Source organism: Rhodovulum iodosum, assembly GCF_041020385.1.
In the GTDB taxonomy this organism is placed as follows: domain Bacteria; phylum Pseudomonadota; class Alphaproteobacteria; order Rhodobacterales; family Rhodobacteraceae; genus Rhodovulum; species Rhodovulum iodosum.
This window is the reverse complement of record NZ_JBEHHI010000001.1, coordinates 592,747-608,562: the sequence shown is the minus strand read 5'-3', so window position 1 is coordinate 608,562 and position 15,816 is coordinate 592,747. Positions and strand designations below refer to the sequence as shown.

19 protein-coding genes are annotated in these 15,816 nt (G+C 64.3%); 8 read left to right on the top strand and 11 right to left on the bottom strand.

The window, feature by feature from the left end; all coding sequences use genetic code 11:
- The first annotated feature begins 21 nt into the window (after window positions 1-21).
- From thyX to Ga0609869_RS02935, 6 genes are all read left to right on the top strand, one after another.
- On the top strand, window positions 22-927 hold the full coding sequence (thyX, locus tag Ga0609869_RS02960) for an FAD-dependent thymidylate synthase (RefSeq protein WP_125407941.1): 906 nt from the start codon (window positions 22-24) through the stop codon (window positions 925-927).
- 2 nt (window positions 928-929) lie between these two features.
- Window positions 930-2,399 (top strand): P-loop ATPase, Sll1717 family, encoded by a 1,470-nt coding sequence (locus Ga0609869_RS02955; protein WP_125407943.1) that lies wholly within the window; start codon window positions 930-932, stop codon window positions 2,397-2,399.
- A gap of 110 nt (window positions 2,400-2,509) precedes the next feature.
- Entirely contained in the window at window positions 2,510-2,923 is a 414-nt protein-coding gene (locus Ga0609869_RS02950; RefSeq protein ID WP_125407945.1) for a DUF1810 domain-containing protein, read from the top strand.
- Window positions 2,924-2,968: 45 nt separating this feature from the next.
- Window positions 2,969-3,373 (top strand): DUF2177 family protein, encoded by a 405-nt coding sequence (locus tag Ga0609869_RS02945; RefSeq protein WP_125407947.1) that lies wholly within the window; start codon window positions 2,969-2,971, stop codon window positions 3,371-3,373.
- A gap of 101 nt (window positions 3,374-3,474) precedes the next feature.
- Window positions 3,475-3,774, top strand: coding sequence for a hypothetical protein (locus Ga0609869_RS02940; protein WP_125407949.1), 300 nt, complete (start codon window positions 3,475-3,477; stop codon window positions 3,772-3,774).
- A gap of 73 nt (window positions 3,775-3,847) precedes the next feature.
- Window positions 3,848-4,138 (top strand): hypothetical protein, encoded by a 291-nt coding sequence (locus Ga0609869_RS02935; RefSeq protein WP_125407951.1) that lies wholly within the window; start codon window positions 3,848-3,850, stop codon window positions 4,136-4,138.
- 22 nt (window positions 4,139-4,160) lie between these two features.
- Here Ga0609869_RS02935 and Ga0609869_RS02930 read toward each other — a convergent pair whose 3' ends face one another.
- The 4 genes from Ga0609869_RS02930 to Ga0609869_RS02915 form a co-directional block, all read right to left on the bottom strand.
- Window positions 4,161-5,984, bottom strand: a complete 1,824-nt coding sequence (locus Ga0609869_RS02930) for an FkbM family methyltransferase (protein WP_170168862.1) — start codon at window positions 5,982-5,984, stop codon at window positions 4,161-4,163.
- Window positions 5,985-6,159: 175 nt separating this feature from the next.
- Window positions 6,160-6,888 (bottom strand): SAM-dependent methyltransferase, encoded by a 729-nt coding sequence (locus Ga0609869_RS02925; RefSeq protein WP_125407955.1) that lies wholly within the window; start codon window positions 6,886-6,888, stop codon window positions 6,160-6,162.
- Between the two features lie 35 nt (window positions 6,889-6,923).
- Complete coding sequence (locus Ga0609869_RS02920) at window positions 6,924-7,934, bottom strand: glycosyltransferase family 32 protein (protein ID WP_125407957.1); 1,011 nt, start codon at window positions 7,932-7,934, stop codon at window positions 6,924-6,926.
- Window positions 7,935-8,093: 159 nt separating this feature from the next.
- Window positions 8,094-8,300 (bottom strand): cold-shock protein, encoded by a 207-nt coding sequence (locus Ga0609869_RS02915; RefSeq protein WP_125407959.1) that lies wholly within the window; start codon window positions 8,298-8,300, stop codon window positions 8,094-8,096.
- Window positions 8,301-8,509: 209 nt separating this feature from the next.
- Between Ga0609869_RS02915 and Ga0609869_RS02910 the strand changes: the two genes are divergently transcribed.
- Complete coding sequence (locus Ga0609869_RS02910; RefSeq protein ID WP_125407961.1) at window positions 8,510-8,836, top strand: ArsC/Spx/MgsR family protein; 327 nt, start codon at window positions 8,510-8,512, stop codon at window positions 8,834-8,836.
- 48 nt (window positions 8,837-8,884) lie between these two features.
- Window positions 8,885-9,241 carry a hypothetical protein gene (locus Ga0609869_RS02905; RefSeq protein WP_125407963.1) on the top strand — a complete coding sequence of 119 codons (357 nt, stop codon included), beginning with the start codon at window positions 8,885-8,887 and terminating at the stop codon, window positions 9,239-9,241.
- On the opposite strand, the gene Ga0609869_RS02900 is transcribed toward Ga0609869_RS02905, so the two are convergent.
- From Ga0609869_RS02900 to Ga0609869_RS02870, 7 genes are all read right to left on the bottom strand, one after another.
- On the bottom strand, window positions 9,223-9,792 hold the full coding sequence (locus tag Ga0609869_RS02900) for a DoxX family membrane protein (RefSeq protein WP_125407965.1): 570 nt from the start codon (window positions 9,790-9,792) through the stop codon (window positions 9,223-9,225). The two genes, Ga0609869_RS02905 and Ga0609869_RS02900, sit on opposite strands and share 19 nt — an antisense overlap.
- On the bottom strand, window positions 9,789-10,547 hold the full coding sequence (locus Ga0609869_RS02895; RefSeq protein ID WP_125407967.1) for an HvfC/BufC N-terminal domain-containing protein: 759 nt from the start codon (window positions 10,545-10,547) through the stop codon (window positions 9,789-9,791). The genes Ga0609869_RS02900 and Ga0609869_RS02895 overlap by 4 nt, the downstream gene beginning before the upstream one ends.
- Complete coding sequence (bufB, locus tag Ga0609869_RS02890; protein ID WP_125407969.1) at window positions 10,547-11,398, bottom strand: MNIO family bufferin maturase; 852 nt, start codon at window positions 11,396-11,398, stop codon at window positions 10,547-10,549. Before bufB ends, Ga0609869_RS02895 begins: the two co-directional genes overlap by 1 nt.
- A gap of 60 nt (window positions 11,399-11,458) precedes the next feature.
- The gene (locus Ga0609869_RS02885; protein WP_125407971.1) at window positions 11,459-11,752 is read right to left on the bottom strand and encodes a BufA1 family periplasmic bufferin-type metallophore; all 294 of its coding nucleotides are present in this window, start codon (window positions 11,750-11,752) and stop codon (window positions 11,459-11,461) included.
- A 223-nt stretch (window positions 11,753-11,975) separates the two neighbouring features.
- Window positions 11,976-13,088 carry a glycosyltransferase family 61 protein gene (locus Ga0609869_RS02880; protein ID WP_125407973.1) on the bottom strand — a complete coding sequence of 371 codons (1,113 nt, stop codon included), beginning with the start codon at window positions 13,086-13,088 and terminating at the stop codon, window positions 11,976-11,978.
- 3 nt (window positions 13,089-13,091) lie between these two features.
- Complete coding sequence (thrS, locus tag Ga0609869_RS02875) at window positions 13,092-15,041, bottom strand: threonine--tRNA ligase (protein WP_125407975.1); 1,950 nt, start codon at window positions 15,039-15,041, stop codon at window positions 13,092-13,094.
- A 174-nt stretch (window positions 15,042-15,215) separates the two neighbouring features.
- A complete protein-coding gene (locus Ga0609869_RS02870) occupies window positions 15,216-15,671 on the bottom strand; it encodes a DUF411 domain-containing protein (RefSeq protein ID WP_125407977.1) in 456 nt (151 codons plus the stop codon).
- Between the last annotated feature and the right edge of the window lie 145 nt (window positions 15,672-15,816).

Here is a 15,816-nt window from a genome sequence, read left to right as displayed (position 1 = left end):
CGCCGCAACCCGGGGACAGCCATGCCATTGACCGAAGAGCACAAAGCCGAAATCGACGCCCAGCGGGGCCAGACGCAGCAAACCGCCCGCGCCACCGCGCCGGGGATGGAGGCGCGGCTTTACACCGCCCACGAGGTGCTCGACCACGGCTTCGTGCGCGTGATCGACTACATGGGCGACGACGCCGCCATCTGCCAGGCCGCGCGCGTGAGCTACGGCAAGGGCACCAAGTCGGTCAGCAATGACGAGGGGCTGATCCGCTACCTGATGCGCCACTGGCACTCGACGCCCTTCGAGATGTGCGAGGTCAAGTTCCACGTCAAGCTGCCGGTCTTTGTCGCGCGGCAGTGGATCCGCCACCGCACCGCCAACGTCAACGAATACTCCGCCCGCTACTCGATCCTCGACCGCGAATTCTACATCCCCGCGCCTGACGCGCTGGCCGCCCAGTCGACCGTCAACAACCAGGGCCGGGGCGAGTTGCTGGAAGGGGACGAGGCCGCCCGCGTGCTGGACATCCTGAAGACCGACGCCGCGCGGTGCTATGACAATTACGAGGCGATGCTCAGCCAGGAGGGGCAAAAGGGGCTGGCCCGGGAACTCGCGCGGATGAACCTGCCGGCCAACATCTATACCCAGTGGTACTGGAAGACCGACCTGCACAACCTCTTCCACTTCCTGCGCCTGCGCGCCGACGTGCACGCCCAATACGAAATCCGCGTCTATGCGCAGACGATCTGCGAGATCGTGGCCGACTGGGTGCCGCAGGCCTATGGGGCGTTCGAGGATTACCGGATGGGCGGCGTCACGCTCTCCACCAAGGCGATTGACTGCGTGCGACGTATGCTCAAGGGTGAGGCGGTGACGCAGGAAACCTCCGGCATGTCCAAGGGGGAATGGCGGGAGTTTGAGGGGGTGATAAGATAGCGATGGCGTATGATCCAATTGAAGCGTTAAGGGCGATGGAGCTTGGAAAGTCGGTCGCTGAACAAGATGACGAACTGGATCGGTACTTTATTGAAACAGAGGCGTTTAGGGCTCTTATCGAAGGGCGTGCCGATGTCATAGCTGGCGACAAGGGAACAGGGAAATCGGCAATCTATCGTATGCTTCAACAGAACTACCGGGAATATCCAGAGATCGCAGACCTCGAGGTAATCTCGGCCTTCAATCCAACGGGTAGCCCCGTATTTCAAAGGCTAGCGGCCGGTGAGGTTTATTCCGAGGCGGTTTATCGAACAATTTGGAAATCATATTTTTTATCTCTTGTTGGAAACTGGCTGATAGATATTTTTGGTTCAAGCTACTCCAGTGAGGTCCGACGGCTTGCAAGTATCCTTGAGGCGTTGGGGCTTGAAGACCAGAAAGTCGATCCGCGGGGGATGTTTTCTTTTATTTCTGATTTTTTCCGGAAAATTTCAAATCCAAAAATGGCTGAGGTTGAGTTTTCAATAACTGAGACGGGCATGCCCATTGTTAAGCCTTCAGTTTCCTTTGATGGAAAAATTGAAGGACAAGACGCGGTTTATTGTGATGACTTTTTGCAGGCGCTTGAGGACGCGTTGGCGTCTTGTGAGATCCGTATTTGGCTCTTGATCGACCGTCTTGATGAAGCTTTTGTAGGTTTCCCGGATGTTGAAACACCTGCTCTGCGCGCACTATTACGTGCATATCTCGACTTCGGCGGATTCAAAGCGCTAAAGTTGAAGCTATTTCTGCGACGTGATTTGTTTCGCAGGGTGACAGCGGGAGGATTTGTGAATCTATCTCATGTCAATGCGATGCGTGTTGATATTGAATGGAATGATGATGATCTAGTTGCAATGCTCGAGAAAAGGCTTGCGAATTCGGGAGCGTTTCTCGGGGTGATTGGTTGGGACTCATCTGCGGGCCAAAGCTTATTTTCAAGAATTTTCCCAGATCAAATTGATGTAGGTGATCGTAAGCCTAGTGCGCGAAACTGGATTATGACCAGAATTCAAGACGGGAAAGGTATTCGGCCACCACGGAACCTGCTTGATTTGGCGATAAAGGCGCGAGAAAATCAAATTCGACGGGAGCAACGAAAAACACGCGGCCCTATCGACTGCCGGACTCCTTTAATCGAGGCTGATTCGGTGAGGGATGGGCAGAAACAACTGTCTCAAATCCGTGTAGATGATACTCTGCTCGCAGAGGCTGGTCCACTCGCTGCGCATATTTCAAAGTTCAAGGATGGAAAGTCGGAGCATTCTCTGGAAACGGCTTTGGACGTCCTCGGTGTAGCAGAAGAAGACGGGAAAATTATCGTTGCGGCGCTAGTGGAGATGGGCTTTCTGGAAGAATTAAAAGAGACCTACAAGATACCAATGCTTTTTCGAGAGGGCTTGAATATTACGCAAGGTAAGGCATTCTCGTAGATTGCTCCGGTTGTTAGCAAGCGTAGGGTGGGTGCCAACCCACCACTCCCGCCCGACCGCCCCCGTCCAACCCGAATGACGCCCCACGGTTGATCCGCTATCCTCCCCCCATGCCCAACCTCACCCGCTTCCTCACCGCCCAGTCCACCACCTTCCCAACGGCGTTGGCCGAGCTTCAGGCGGGCCACAAGCAAACCCACTGGATGTGGTTCATCTTCCCGCAACTGGCCAGCCTCGGCCGCTCGCCCACGGCCAAACGCTATGGCATCGACACCCTCGCCGAGGCGCGCGATTACCTGGCCCACCCGGTGCTGGGCCCCCGCCTGACCCGTGCCGCGCAGGCCGTGCTGGCCCACGAGGGCATGACGGCGGAAGAGATCATGGGCCCCATCGACGCGCTCAAGCTGCGGTCCTCGGCCACGCTCTTTCGCGCCGCCGGGGGCGGCCCCGAATTCCAGGCGATCCTCGATGCGTTTTACGGCGGCCAGCCCTGCCCCCTGACCGAAGACGCCCTGCGGGTTTGACTTCGCGCCCGCGCCCGCCACCTTTCCCTTGAAAAGGGAGGGCCCATGCAGATCGTCACCGCCTATGTCATCACCGCCATCGTGTTCTTCGGGCTCGACCTGATCGGGCTGCGGCTGATCATCCGCCCCGTCTTTGCCCGGCACATCAACGAACTGCTGCTCGACGGCTACCGCGCCGTTCCGGCCATCATCTTCTACCTCTTCTACATCGCGGGGCTCATGGTCTTCGTCTCGGGCCCCGCGCTGAAGGCCGGCGCGCCGATGCAGGCGGCGCTGATGGGCGCGTTCTTCGGCGCGCTCGCCTATGGCACCTACGAGTTCACCAATTACGCCACGCTCAAGGCCTGGACGCCCAGCATGGTGGCGGTCGACGTGGTCTGGGGCACCTTCCTGACCGGGTTTTCCGCCTGGGCCGGCGTGGCGGCGACCCGCGCGATCTGGAGCGGCTGAGGCCACATTTTCGCCGCAATTGGTTTGACAGCGGCAGGGCAACGTGCAACCCTTTGAAATAAATATAATTTCGAGCAGCAAGACATTTGGTGGGGAAAGACATGATTGTTTCCAGACACGCGCTTGCGGGCGCCCTGTCGCTGCTCTGTGCCGGCCCGGCGCTGGCAGTCGACACGATACCGCATGATCCCAACAGCATCCCGGCGCCGTCCTATTCCGGCGCCGTCGCCTGCCCGGCGGGGCTGCACCCGGTGCAAACCTGCTGCGGCGTGGCCTGCGACGGGCCCGCGCCGGGGCGGTACTACGTGGTCGACGGCCTCGACCAGGTGCCGGCCGACTATTCGGGGCGGGTCTACGTGCTGACCCCCTATGACAGCGGCTACCAGGACCTCGGCTGGTAACGAGAATGCGCGGTGCGGGGTTATCCCCAAACCGTCATAAACCTGTTACATTGCGGTCATGTGCCGATTTGCCATGACCGTCTGTTTGCCCTGCGCCGCCGCCCTCTGGACCCCGGCCCAGGCGGCCTCGCCCATCGCCGAGATCGTCTGCGCCCCCCGCGCCGAGATGGAAACCCGGCTGAAACACCGCTTTGGCGCGGTGTTGCAGGGGGTGGGTCTGCGCGGACCCGACGAGGTGATGGAGCTATGGTCGAGCCCGCGCTCAGGCGACTGGACGCTGGTGATGCGCTACGCTGGCGGGCAAAGCTGCATCGTGGCGATGGGCGCCGACTGGGTGCCGCTGCTGCCCGACGGCCCGGCCTGACCGCCCCTCGTGATCGCGCCAGTTACCCGCCCGCGGTGCCCGGCTGGTCGTCATCTGCCGGCTGTTCGCCCGCCACGTCTTCGCGCCAGGCGTTCTCGAAGATCCAGCGCTCGCGCTCGATCATCTCGGGCCAGCGACGTATTTCTTCAATCGAGGCCTCGTGAAAGTCGCAGGCAGCCTCGTGCAGCGCCGCAAGCCTTTCGTCCGCCATCAGCCGCGCATATTCGGCCTTTGCCCGCGCCACCTGTGCGGGGTTGAAGCTGGACGTGGCGAACGCATGCTGGTTGCGCGTCCGCCAATATCGGTTCGACACGGACTTGTTGGCAACCACGACATCGCCGCGGCGGGCCTTCATCAGGTAGCTGCCCAGGGACCGCAGGGGATAGTGTTCGAGCACGACCCGATCATAGGCGTCGCGCGCATCCGCGCCGTTGGCCTCGTCATCGCGCTGCAACTCGGAAAGGTAACGCCCGGAACCGTCCAGCCAAAGCACCGGCCCGATCTGCGGCATGAAGTCGGGGCGGTGGTTGCGCAGCCGCGCCACGCGCGGAGAAAGCCGCACGATCGTCTTGACGCCGCGTTTCGCTTTGCGCTTGCCCGGCTTCGGGGTCTGGTGCGCCGGAAATTGCTCGGTGACCCAACCCCTCTCGAAATCGCGCCGCGCGTTCGAGCCGTGGTTCAACTCGCTCATCGAAATTGCGTCGAACGGCCCCACCTCGGCAAAAAGATCGGTCAACCGGCCCTCGCCGTCACGAATGTTGATGAACTCGTCCACATCCATCGAGATGAAGAAATCCGCATCACGCAGCGTCCGCAGGTAATGCGTGTAGCGCAGCGCCCGCGGCTGGAAATGGGCGTCGCCCTCGACGGCAAGGGCCGGGTTGGGCAGATGAGTCACCTCGCCCAGATCGTCCAACCGGTCCAGCAGTTCTGCCGACCCATCGCTACAGTCATTGGTAAAGACGACCAGGTCGGTCACGCCGACCGCCCGATGCCAAGCCAGCCATTCGAGAATGAACGGCCCTTCGTCCTTCATGCAGGTTGCGACCATGACGCGGGGCTCTTGCAGCGGCCAGGTGCGGTAGCGGCGCGTCGGCATCAGCGACCCTTCCAGCGGCTGTCGCACACCGTCCTGCGGGGCGAAGACCTGCACGGTTGAGCTGTTCCAGGTATCGGTCTGACGATAGAACCCGCGCGCCGCAAGCGTGCCGGTCAGCCGCGCCACGCCCTCTTCGCCATACACTTTGGGATGCAATTCGAGGATGAGCAGTCTGATGCCGGAAAGATCGACATCGGGGTCGGACAAAAGCGAAAGCTCCGCCCCCTCGATATCGCATTGCAAGACCGTCGGCCGCACCTCGTCTAGCAGGTCGTTCAACCCCAGCCGCGGCACCTCTACCACCTCGTGATAGGGGCGCGAGTCCGGCTCCATCGTGGAGGCCCAGAAATTGTGGCGCAGATAAAAGCGGCAGGACGGGCCCGAAGCGTGGTCCACCGCGCCAAAGCGCAGGTCCGCGCGTTCGGCCCCGTTAAGCCGCAGCGTCTCGCGTATTACCGGCATCAGCGCGGGGTTGGCCTCGACCGCGACGACCGCTTCCACCCCCTCGGACAATGCCGCGATCGACGCGCACAGCCCCATGCCGGCGCCAAGCTCCAGAACGCGGTCGCCGGGGCGAACAAGGGCGCGCAGGGTCTTTGCCTCGCCACCCTCGTAGCGATTGTTGCGCATTGCCTTTTCGATCTTCGGCGTGACGATATGAGGGATAAAGGGCATGGTGACGCCCTGACACTCGATCACCTCGTCATAGTCCGGGCAATCCTTTTTGGGCTCAGCAATCCGGTTCACGATGCGCCCCATATTTCTTTGGTCAAAAGACACCCCATCGCAAGAATTGCACCGCCCGAAGCCCGCCTGTTCGGCGGTGTGGCGCCTCGCCCCGGTCCAAACGGAAGTGCCGCGGCCAACGGAGCCGTCTCCGGCCGCGCGGCGGCATCTGTCGCCAATCGCGTCGCGGCGGCGGTCATGTGGTCTTCTCGACCAGTACGCGGCGCTTCTTGCGCGTCTCGTCCAGCACGCTGAGCGTCCCCAGCTCGGCCAGCCGCGCGGCCTGCGGCTCGTAGCTTTTCATCCTTACGTCCAGCAGGATGCGCCCGCCCTTGGCGACGTTTTCGCGGAAATAGGGCATGTAGACGTCGACCGGGAAGTGGAACCCGCAGGAAAGAAAGCTGACCGCGAGATCGACCGGCCTGGAGGTCAGAACGTCGGCTTCGCGCGGGTTCAGCGTTTCTATGGCCCCGTCGGCCACGCCGTTCGCGGTGAGGAACCTGCGGGCGCGGGCGAGGTCCGCATAGGCCGCGCCCTCGGATTTAAAGCCGAAATGACGGTGGTCGTTTTCCTCGATGTCGATCAGCAACAGATCGGAGCCATAGGCCCGCGCCGCGAAGAGGTCGAACAGCGCGTAGCCGCAGCCGATATCGGCGATCCGTCCGGGCGGGGCGCGGTCCAGCACCGGCCGCAGCTCCGAGAACTCGTCGCCGATCACCCTTGCCGCGTCGCGGGCGATGCGCGCGCCGCGCTCGGCCACGATGTGGTCGATGGCGGCGGTGTCGCCGGAGCTCCAGTCCTTGATGATCCGCCCCGAGTTCGGCACGTCGCTGACGATTTCGGATCGTTGGAGGACGAAGTTGACCATATCTGCGGGGCCGAACATCGAAAGGTCCAGCGTCGCGGGGTCGGTGGCCATCTGCATTCTGCCCTCCGTCGGTTTTGTCTCTGGCGCTGGCATCATGCCTCGTCTCGAAAGATCTTGGGCGCCGCGGCGATCAGCCGTTCTGCACAGTCCTTCACGAAGCGCGGCTCGACCAGGTATTTGCGCGACAGGCTCTCGGCCGAGGCATCGGCCCTGAGCGCCTCGAGCGCCAGCTTCGCCTGAAATTCCGGATCGTCGACCGGGGCCTTGTGCTGCACGATCTTGGCGGGGATCGGTGCGGCTGCGGGGTCGATACCGTGCTTTTTCAGCAGCCCGTGCATGAAGCTGCCGCGGCGGGGCGTGTTGTTTTCCTGCTCTTCCAGCCGCGGCTTCATCCGCCGCGCCCAGAAATGAACGCCCCGCGTCTCATCGGTGAAATCGTCGCGCTCGGGGTCGAAGCGGCTGATGATCAGGTGGTTCCGCTTTTTGAATCTGACCGGGTAAAAGGCGGCCTCGGGCAGGGCATGGGCGATCTCGCCGGTCTCGATCAGGAAATGGGTTACCGAGGCGGGTCCGGTAAAGCCCCAGTTTTGCTCCGTCATATGAACCGGGCGGCCGGCCTCGGCCTCGGCGCGCAACTCGTCCTGTTGCCAGTCCTTCAGCCACGGGGCGATGGCGTATTCGTCCTTGAAGAACTCCAAGAGCCCGTTCAGCGTCTCCGAATCCGGCGGCAGGCCCAGCACCGCGTTACACACCAGCCCGGGCTTTTCCCAGCCAAAGATATAGGGGCCGTCATAGGCGAACGGCCGGTAACAGTACATATCGGCATCGACCCAGACCTGGTCGGTTGTCTTGAGCAACTTCAGCCGGAAGAGGTCGGCATGCAGCGCCGGGCTGCCGGTGCGGGCGTGGCGATACATCGGCTCGGCGGGAAAGATATCGGCGGCGTCGGCGGTCTTGACGCCCTCGGGCACGTTCTCGATCGGGCCATAGCTGTAAAGCGTGGTCTCGTGCCCCGCGTCGGCAAAGGATTTCAGGCAGAGCTGTTCCAGCCACGACAGCCGCCCGCCGATCCACAGACTCGCAATTCTCGGAAGGTCTACCATCGCTCCCGCCCGTTTTGCCTCATCGGTTTTTAAACCGATCATCGCGTCAGGTCTCGGGCGCCGCAATGGTTTTCGGGGGGCGGGTGCAGTTTCGGCCCGCCCGTTGCATGTGGATGCGGTCGATCGCGGGCGCCGCCGGCAGCGGCGGTGCCCGATCGGTCAGATAGCCTTGAGGTCGCCCGCCGATTGGCGGCCGTCGCGGCCTTCGATCATTTCGTAGGAAACCTTCTGGTTATCGGCCAGCCCGGTCATCCCCGCGCGTTCGACCGCCGAGATGTGCACAAACACGTCCTTGCCGCCGTCGTCGGGTGCGATGAAGCCATAGCCCTTGGTGGTATTGAACCATTTCACGGTGCCCGTCGGCATGCCCGTTTCTCCTTCGCTCTGTCCCGCCCGCGGGATTGCGGCGGGCACGGTCACAGCCAGGTCTTCCACGTCTTCCGGCTGCCCCGAGCGAGGAGCGGTCGTCATAGTCGTCTTGCCGTCACGGTCAAAGATTGGGGTGCGAATCAGCTTGAAATCAAGTTTTGAGTTGGGTTAGCGGCGCTCAGAAGTTATCTGACCAAGGGGACGGGATGCGCATCTACGGCCTGAAAAGCTGCGATACTTGCCGCAAGGCGCTCAAGGCGCTGGAGGCGGCCGGCCATGCGCCCGCCTTTCACGACATCCGCGCCGCGCCGCTGCCGCCGGGCGAGATCACGCGCTTTCGCGATACCTTCGGCGACGCGCTGGTCAACCGCCGCTCGACCACCTGGCGCGGGCTGGATGAGGCCGACCGCGCCGCCGATCCGGCGGCGCTTCTGGCTGCGCATCCGGCGCTGATGAAACGCCCGGTGATCGAGGCGGACGGGGTCCTCTACCTTGGATGGGGGCCGGAGGTGCAAGTGGCCCTGCTTGGATAAACCCGGACCGCCCCTTATATCGCGAGGCGGAAAACACAGGAGGCGCAGATGCGCAACGCGGCCCTGACCTTGGGTGTAATCGCCGGCGTGATCGGGTTGATCGTGGGCTTTTTCGGCTACGGCTACACGGTCTTCATCGACAATTTCGGCGAATTCGGCGACCTGGCCCATCAGGTCGAAAACCCCGACCTTGTTCGCGCGGTCTCGCTTGTCTCGCCGATTCTCGCCATTGCCGGCGGGGCAATGGCACGCGCGCGCAACATCGCCGCGGGCCTCTTGATGCTGGTCTCCTGTGCCGGCATGTTCTGGGGCTTCGGTTTCAACGTCTTCACCATGTTCCCGATCGCGATGTGCGGTCTGGGCGGGCTTTTGGCGCTGGCCGCCCGTCAGCCCGACGAGGCCTGAGCCCGCCGCGCGATCACCCGGTCGAGCGAGAGCGGCCCGCCGCCCAGCAACAGCGGCACCGACAAAAGGGTGATCCAGATCAGGCGCTGGTCCAGGATCGGTGCCGTCGGCATCCGGTCGAACCACGCGCCCAGCGTTTCGGGCTGGGTCAGTGCCCCGTGGCCGATGAGGTCGGTCAGGGTCTGCACCACGACGAAGCCGATCATGCCCAGCGCCGCCAGCCGCGTGGCCAGCCCCAGCACCAGCAAGAGCGGCAGCACGAATTCCGCGGCGGTGCCCGCCACCACGACCGCCCGGTGCCAGGCGCCCAACTGGCTGACATCGTAGTTCGCCGCCTCCATGGCGCGCGGGAAGATCTGGGCGTAGGCGCCGAGCGAGGGCATGATCAGGCCGCCCAGGCCGTCGCCGAGCTTGGTATGGGCCGAGGCCCAGAAATAGACCAGCAGCGTAGCCGCAAAAGTGAAACGCGCAAGCGTCGGCAACACCGCCGGAGCCAGCCATGAGCTGAGCCAGGTTGAAATACGATTATTGTACGATATCAGCATATTCATGGCGCATCCTCGCCTGTCACATCAACCAGCGCGGCATGGTCCAGCAGGATTTGCAGGACCGCGGAAAGGTTGAAATCCTGACACTCCTCTTCCGCCGCCGCGACGGCCTCTCCCAGCGGGCGGCCGTGCATGAGGGCCGCGACAAATCCTCCGCCGCCGGGCGGCAGCGGCAGCGGCACCGGGTCATAGCCCGGCCGGACCACCAGCACGTCCTCGGGGCCGGCGGCGGGTTTGGGCGCCGCTGCCGCGGTGTTGGCTCGCCAGATGCCGAACACCGGCCAGCGTGACCGGATGAGGCGCAGCGCGGGCGCCAGGTGCAGCCGCGCGCCCATCAGCGCCTCGGGCGGCAGCGCGGCCAGCGCATCGGGGGCGATGGGGTCGCTGTCGGCGGCGTGATAGCTTTCGCGCAGCGCCATTTCCAGCCGCGCCACGTCCGGCAGGTATACCAGCCGCTGCGCCGGGCCGAACCCTTCGAGAAAGGCCGGAAACGTCTCGCCGTAAAGCGTCAGCCGGGGCGAACGCGGCGGGTGGGAGCGCAGGAAAACGCCCGCCATCGCCGTGAAAAAGTCGTCGCCCACCAGTTTGCGCACCACCGGAAAGCCGGTTTCCAGCGCCTTGGTCAGGCTGACCGCCACGTTGTTGCGGTAGACGGCAAAGCGCTTGCCTGCCGGGCGCCCGTCGGGGCCGGTCAGCCCCGGGGGCACCGCCGCGGACGGGTCGAGCAGCGCCTGGGTGAACTCGCCTTGCCGGACCATCAAGCATCCACCGGGGTCGAAAGCGCCGCGGCCCGACCCGCCTCGGCGGCCAGCACCGGCCAGTCGGGCACGTCGGTATCCCATTCGATCAGCGTCGGGCGGGGCCCGGCGCGATGCAGGGTGTGGGCGTAAAGCGCCCAGACCGGATCGACCACCTCGGCGCCGTGGCTGTCGATCAACAGGGGCGCGCCGTGATCGTCTTGCTGTTCGTCATGGCCGCCGAGGTGGATCTCGCCGACCTCGGCCATCGGGAACGCGTCGATATAGGCCACGGGGTCGGTCTGCTGGTTGGTGGCTGACACGAAGACGTTGTTGAGGTCGAGCAGCAGGCCGCAGCCCGTGCGCCGGGCGATCTCGGCCAGGAAATCGGTTTCGGGCATGTCGCTCTCGGCGAAGGCCAGGTAGGTCGAGGGGTTTTCCAGCAGCATCCGCCGGCCGATCGTCTCTTGCAGCTGGTCGATATGCGCGGCCACGCGGGTCAGCGTCGCTTCGGTGTAAGGCAGGGGCAGCAGGTCGTTGAGGAAATGGGTGTCGTGGGTCGACCAGGCCAGGTGCTCGGAAAAGCTGGTCGGATTCAGCCACCCGACGAGATGCTTGAGCCGGGCCAGATGATCTGCATCGAGCGGCCCCTCGCCGCCGATCGACAGGCCCACGCCGTGGACGGAGATCGGAAATCGTTCGGCCAGCGCGCGAAGCTGCGCCAGCGGTCGGCCACCGTCGCCCATGTAGTTTTCGGCATGCACCTCAAGCCAGGCGACGGGGCCGGGATCGGCCATGATCGCGTCGAAATGCTGGGGCTTGAAGCCGACGCCGGGGCGGGCGGGCAGGGTATCTGGGCGCGTGTCGAGCATGGGGTGTCTCCTGTGGTCGAAACGCCCCCGGCCGAACCGGCCGGGGACAGGGCGCGTCGCTTAGGAGGGGACGTCGCGGTCGAGCGGTTCGAGCGAGCCCATGCGGTCGTCGGGCAGTTCCATCGTCTCGCAGGTGCCGGCGGGCACCAGTTTCCAGGCGTTGCCCTGATAGTCGACGGACGAGGTGCCCGCGCAGGTGGTGCCGGGGCCGGCGGCGCAATCGTTCTCGCCGGCGAGCGAAACGCCGTAGCACTTCACCTGCTCCTGATCCTGTGCCTGAGCGGCGGTGCCATGGGCGCTGAGCGCGGCGGCAACGGCGCCGGCAACGGCGAGGGTTTTGACAGTCGTGGACATCGAATTTTCTCCCTAGGTTTTCCCAATAGTCGCGTTGGGCGACGTGGAGAAGGAAGCAGGCAGAGCCGTTCAACGTCCAGTCACAGGGCGGTGTTGCACGCCCGTGTGACGGTCTGAAATATACGCAAGGCCGACCTGCGCGCCGTGCAACGATAGCGCACAGGCGTGAAAAATCATTATATGTCGGTAGGTTGAGGCGGCCCAATGCGGCGTTTCCGGGGCGCTAGACCGGATGGGCCGTGTCGAACTCGCGCGACTGTTCTGCAATATCTCGACGGATCTGGGCCTTGGTCGGCACCCGCCACTTCCGCCCCGTGATCAGGCCGTGCGATTCCAGATCGGCCCCGAGGGCCGCGAAATCGACGAGGCTGAGTGCCCGCGCGGGCATGTTGGGGGCGTCGCGGCGCATGAACATGTGTGTCACATGGCTCTCGCCCAACAGCGGCAGACCGGCGAAACTGTCCAGCTGCCGGGCAAAGACCGGGTGCCGGCGCTTGCGCCGCCAGAGGTTGAACACCCGCTGCCCCGACCGCGCGGCCAGAACGTAGAGGTGAAAGGCCGAGCCTTCGGCGAAGATCAGGTCGTCGGCGTCGCGGTAAAGGCGCAACTGGTCGCGGATTGGCATGGTCTGGGGGTGGACGACCGTCCAGCCTTCGGCGGCGAGGTTGTCGTCGAACGCCTTTTCCAGCACGAAACGCGCCTGCTGATCCTCGCGCGGCAGGGCCGAGCGCGACAGGAACACGCGCTTGGGCTGCGGCGCCTCGGGCGGGCCCAGCGCATCGACGCGGTCGCGGAAAAACGCGCGATTGGGGCCCTCGCCCGAAAGATAGCCCTGGGGAAAGCGCATCGCGCGCGGTACGATCAAGCGTTCGACCCGGGTGCGGGCGTTGACGCGGTGCTGCGGCAGGCCGGGCGCCAGCCAGTCGGCGATCTGGGCGATATAGGGGCGCAGCGGCTGGTTGGGGTAGCGACCGATATAGATGACGCCGTCGATCCCCTCGGCCTTGTCCACCGCCCAGAAGCGCGACAGCGACTCGGAGACGAAATGGCCGAAATGGTGGGTCTGCAGCAGCCCCAGGTAAAGCCATGTACCCGGCAACTCGGTCTCGGCGCTGGCGGGCTCGATCTCTTCGGGGCCGACATTCTCGTGGCTCAGAAAGCAGTTGTCGCCGATCTCCTGGCGCCGGCCGGCGGCATCGTAGACGCCGCCATCGAAGCTGCCGGGGACGACCGATTTTTGCTTCAGGTCGACTTTGGGCGGGAAATACCGGAAGAGCGGCACGACGATGCCGTTCTCGACCATGTCGAGCCGGGGCATGTCGGGCGTGCCGCCCATGGCTCAGGCGGCCATGTCGGGCGGGGTGGCTTCGGCGGTCAACGCCGCCACCACCTCGTCCAGCGGCACGACGCGGGTCTGCTTTTCGCCCAGCCGGCGCAGGGTGACGGTGCGGTCCGCGACCTCTTTCTGGCCAATGGCCAGGATCACCGGCACCTTGCCCACCGAATGCTCGCGCACCTTGTAGTTGATCTTTTCGTTGCGCGTATCGGCCTCGGCGCGCAGGCCCGCCGCGATCAGCCGCTCGGTGACTTCCTCCACGAACGGGTCGGCGTCGGACACGATCGAGGCCACCACCACCTGCCGCGGCGCCAGCCAGAACGGCAGCTTGCCGGCATAGTTCTCGATCAGGATGCCGATGAACCGTTCGAAAGACCCCAGGATCGCGCGGTGCAGCATCACCGGACGGTGCTTTTCGCCGTCCATCCCGATGTAGGAGGCATCAAGCCGCTCGGGCAGCATGAAATCGGCCTGGAAGGTGCCGCATTGCCATTCGCGCCCGATGGCGTCGGTCAGCTTGAAATCCAGCTTTGGCCCGTAAAACGCGCCTTCGCCCGGATCGACCTCATAGTCGTTGCGCACGCTCAGGATGGCCTTTTCAAGGGCCTTTTCCGCCTTGTCCCACACCTCGTCGCTGCCGATACGCACCTCGGGCCGGGTCGAGAGCTTTATGTCGAAGCTGGAAAAGCCGGCATCGCGGTAGACATCCGACAAAAGCTGGATGAATCGCCCGCATTCCTCTTCGATCTGGTCCTCGGTGCAGAAGATATGCGCGTCGTCCTGGGTAAAGCCCCTGACCCGCATCAGCCCGTGCAGGGCGCCATGCGCCTCATACCGGTGGCACGAGCCGAACTCGGCCAGCCTTAGCGGCAGGTCGCGGTACGACTTGATCCCCTGGTTGAAGATCTGGACGTGGCACGGGCAGTTCATCGGTTTCAGCGCGTTGATGCGCTTTTCGTTGGCGTGCTCCTCGTCGATCTCGGTGATGTACATGTTCTCGCGGTACTTGTCCCAGTGACCGGAGGCTTCCCAAAGCTTGCGGTCGACGACCTGGGGCGTGTTGATCTCGCGATAGCCGGCGCGGGTCAGCTTGCGCCGCATGTAGTCCTGCATCTCGCGGTAGATGGTCCAGCCGTTGGGGTGCCAGAACACCATGCCCGGCGCTTCCTCCTGAAAGTGAAACAGCTCCATCTCGCGGCCCAGCCGCCGGTGGTCGCGCTTTTCCGCCTCTTCGAGGAAGGTCAGGTAATCCTTCAACTCCTGCCGGGTCTTGAAGGCCACGCCATAGATGCGCTGCAGCATCGGCCGGTCGCTGTCGCCGCGCCAATAGGCGCCGGCCACCTTCATCAGCTTGAAGGCATCCGCCGGCACCTGGCCGGTATGTTGCAGGTGCGGGCCGCGGCAGAGATCCTGCCAGTGGCCGTGCCAGTACATCCTGATCGGCTGATCCTCGGGGATCATGCCGACCAGTTCCACCTTGTAGGGCTCGTTGTTGGCCTCGTAGTACTTTACCGCGCGCTCGCGCTCCCAGACATCGGTCGTGACGGGATCGCGGCGGTTGATGATCTCTTTCATCTTCTTCTCGATCTCGCCCAGGTCTTCTGGGGTAAAGGGCTCGTCCCGGTCGAAATCGTAGTACCAGCCCTTTTCGATGACGGGGCCGATGGTGACCTTCACGTCCGGCCAGATCTCCTGCACCGCGCGGGCCATGATATGGGCCAGGTCGTGGCGGATCAGTTCCAGCGCCTGGTCGTCGTCCTTCATGGTGTGGATGGCGATCGCGGCATCCTCGGCGATGGGCCATTGCAGGTCCCAGTGCCTGTCGTTCACCGTGGCCGAGATGGCCTTCTTGGCGAGCGAGGTCGAGATATCGGCGGCCACCTCGGCGGCGGTGATGCCGGCCTCGTAGCTGCGCGCATTGCCATCGGGGAAGGTGAGGGAAATCTGGGCCATGTCGGCCTCCTCGTCGGTTCGGCGCCCACGGAACGCCCGGTTGCGGGTTGTGATGCGCCTTCTGTCGCCCGACGGGGGCGGGCTGTCAAGCAGGCCCTGCCTGCGACAAGGCGGCCCCGGCCGGGTGGCGGCCGGGGCGCGCCGGTCGCATCGCGCGCGGCCTTGCGGTGCCGATCACCGCGCCTCGTAGCTGGAAAACACCTCGGTGCTGCCGTCGTGGCGGATCAGATGCACGTCGTAGGCCTCGCGGCGGCTTTCGGGGCCCATGCCGGGCGAACCGAAGGGCATATCCGGCACCGACAGCCCGACGGCCTCGGGCCGCTCCGACAAGAGGCGCCGGATATCGGCCGCGGGGACGTGGCCCTCGATGACGTAGCCCTCGACGGTCGCCGTGTGGCACGACACCATTTCCGGCGGCACCCCCGCCGCCATCTTGCGCCGCACCAGAACGCCGCCGGGCATGTCCTCGCCGGTGGCGCGAAATCCGTTGGCGTCCAGATGCTTCATCCAGGACACGCAGCAGCCGCAGCCGCGGGTCTTCATCACGTGGATGGCGGTCTCTCCGGCAAGCGCCGGGGCCGCGACGGCGGTCAGCAGAAGCGCGGCGAGTGTCTGGCGTGATCTTTTCATGGGGTCCGTTCTCTATATTCCGGATTGGGGCTGGCTGCCCCGACGAGCCTTATCCTTGTAGAGCCTCCACCGACTGGAAGCTCAACGCCGGGCTGCGGCCGGGGCCGCGGTCTCTCGGCATCGTGAATTAGACCGCGCGGACCCG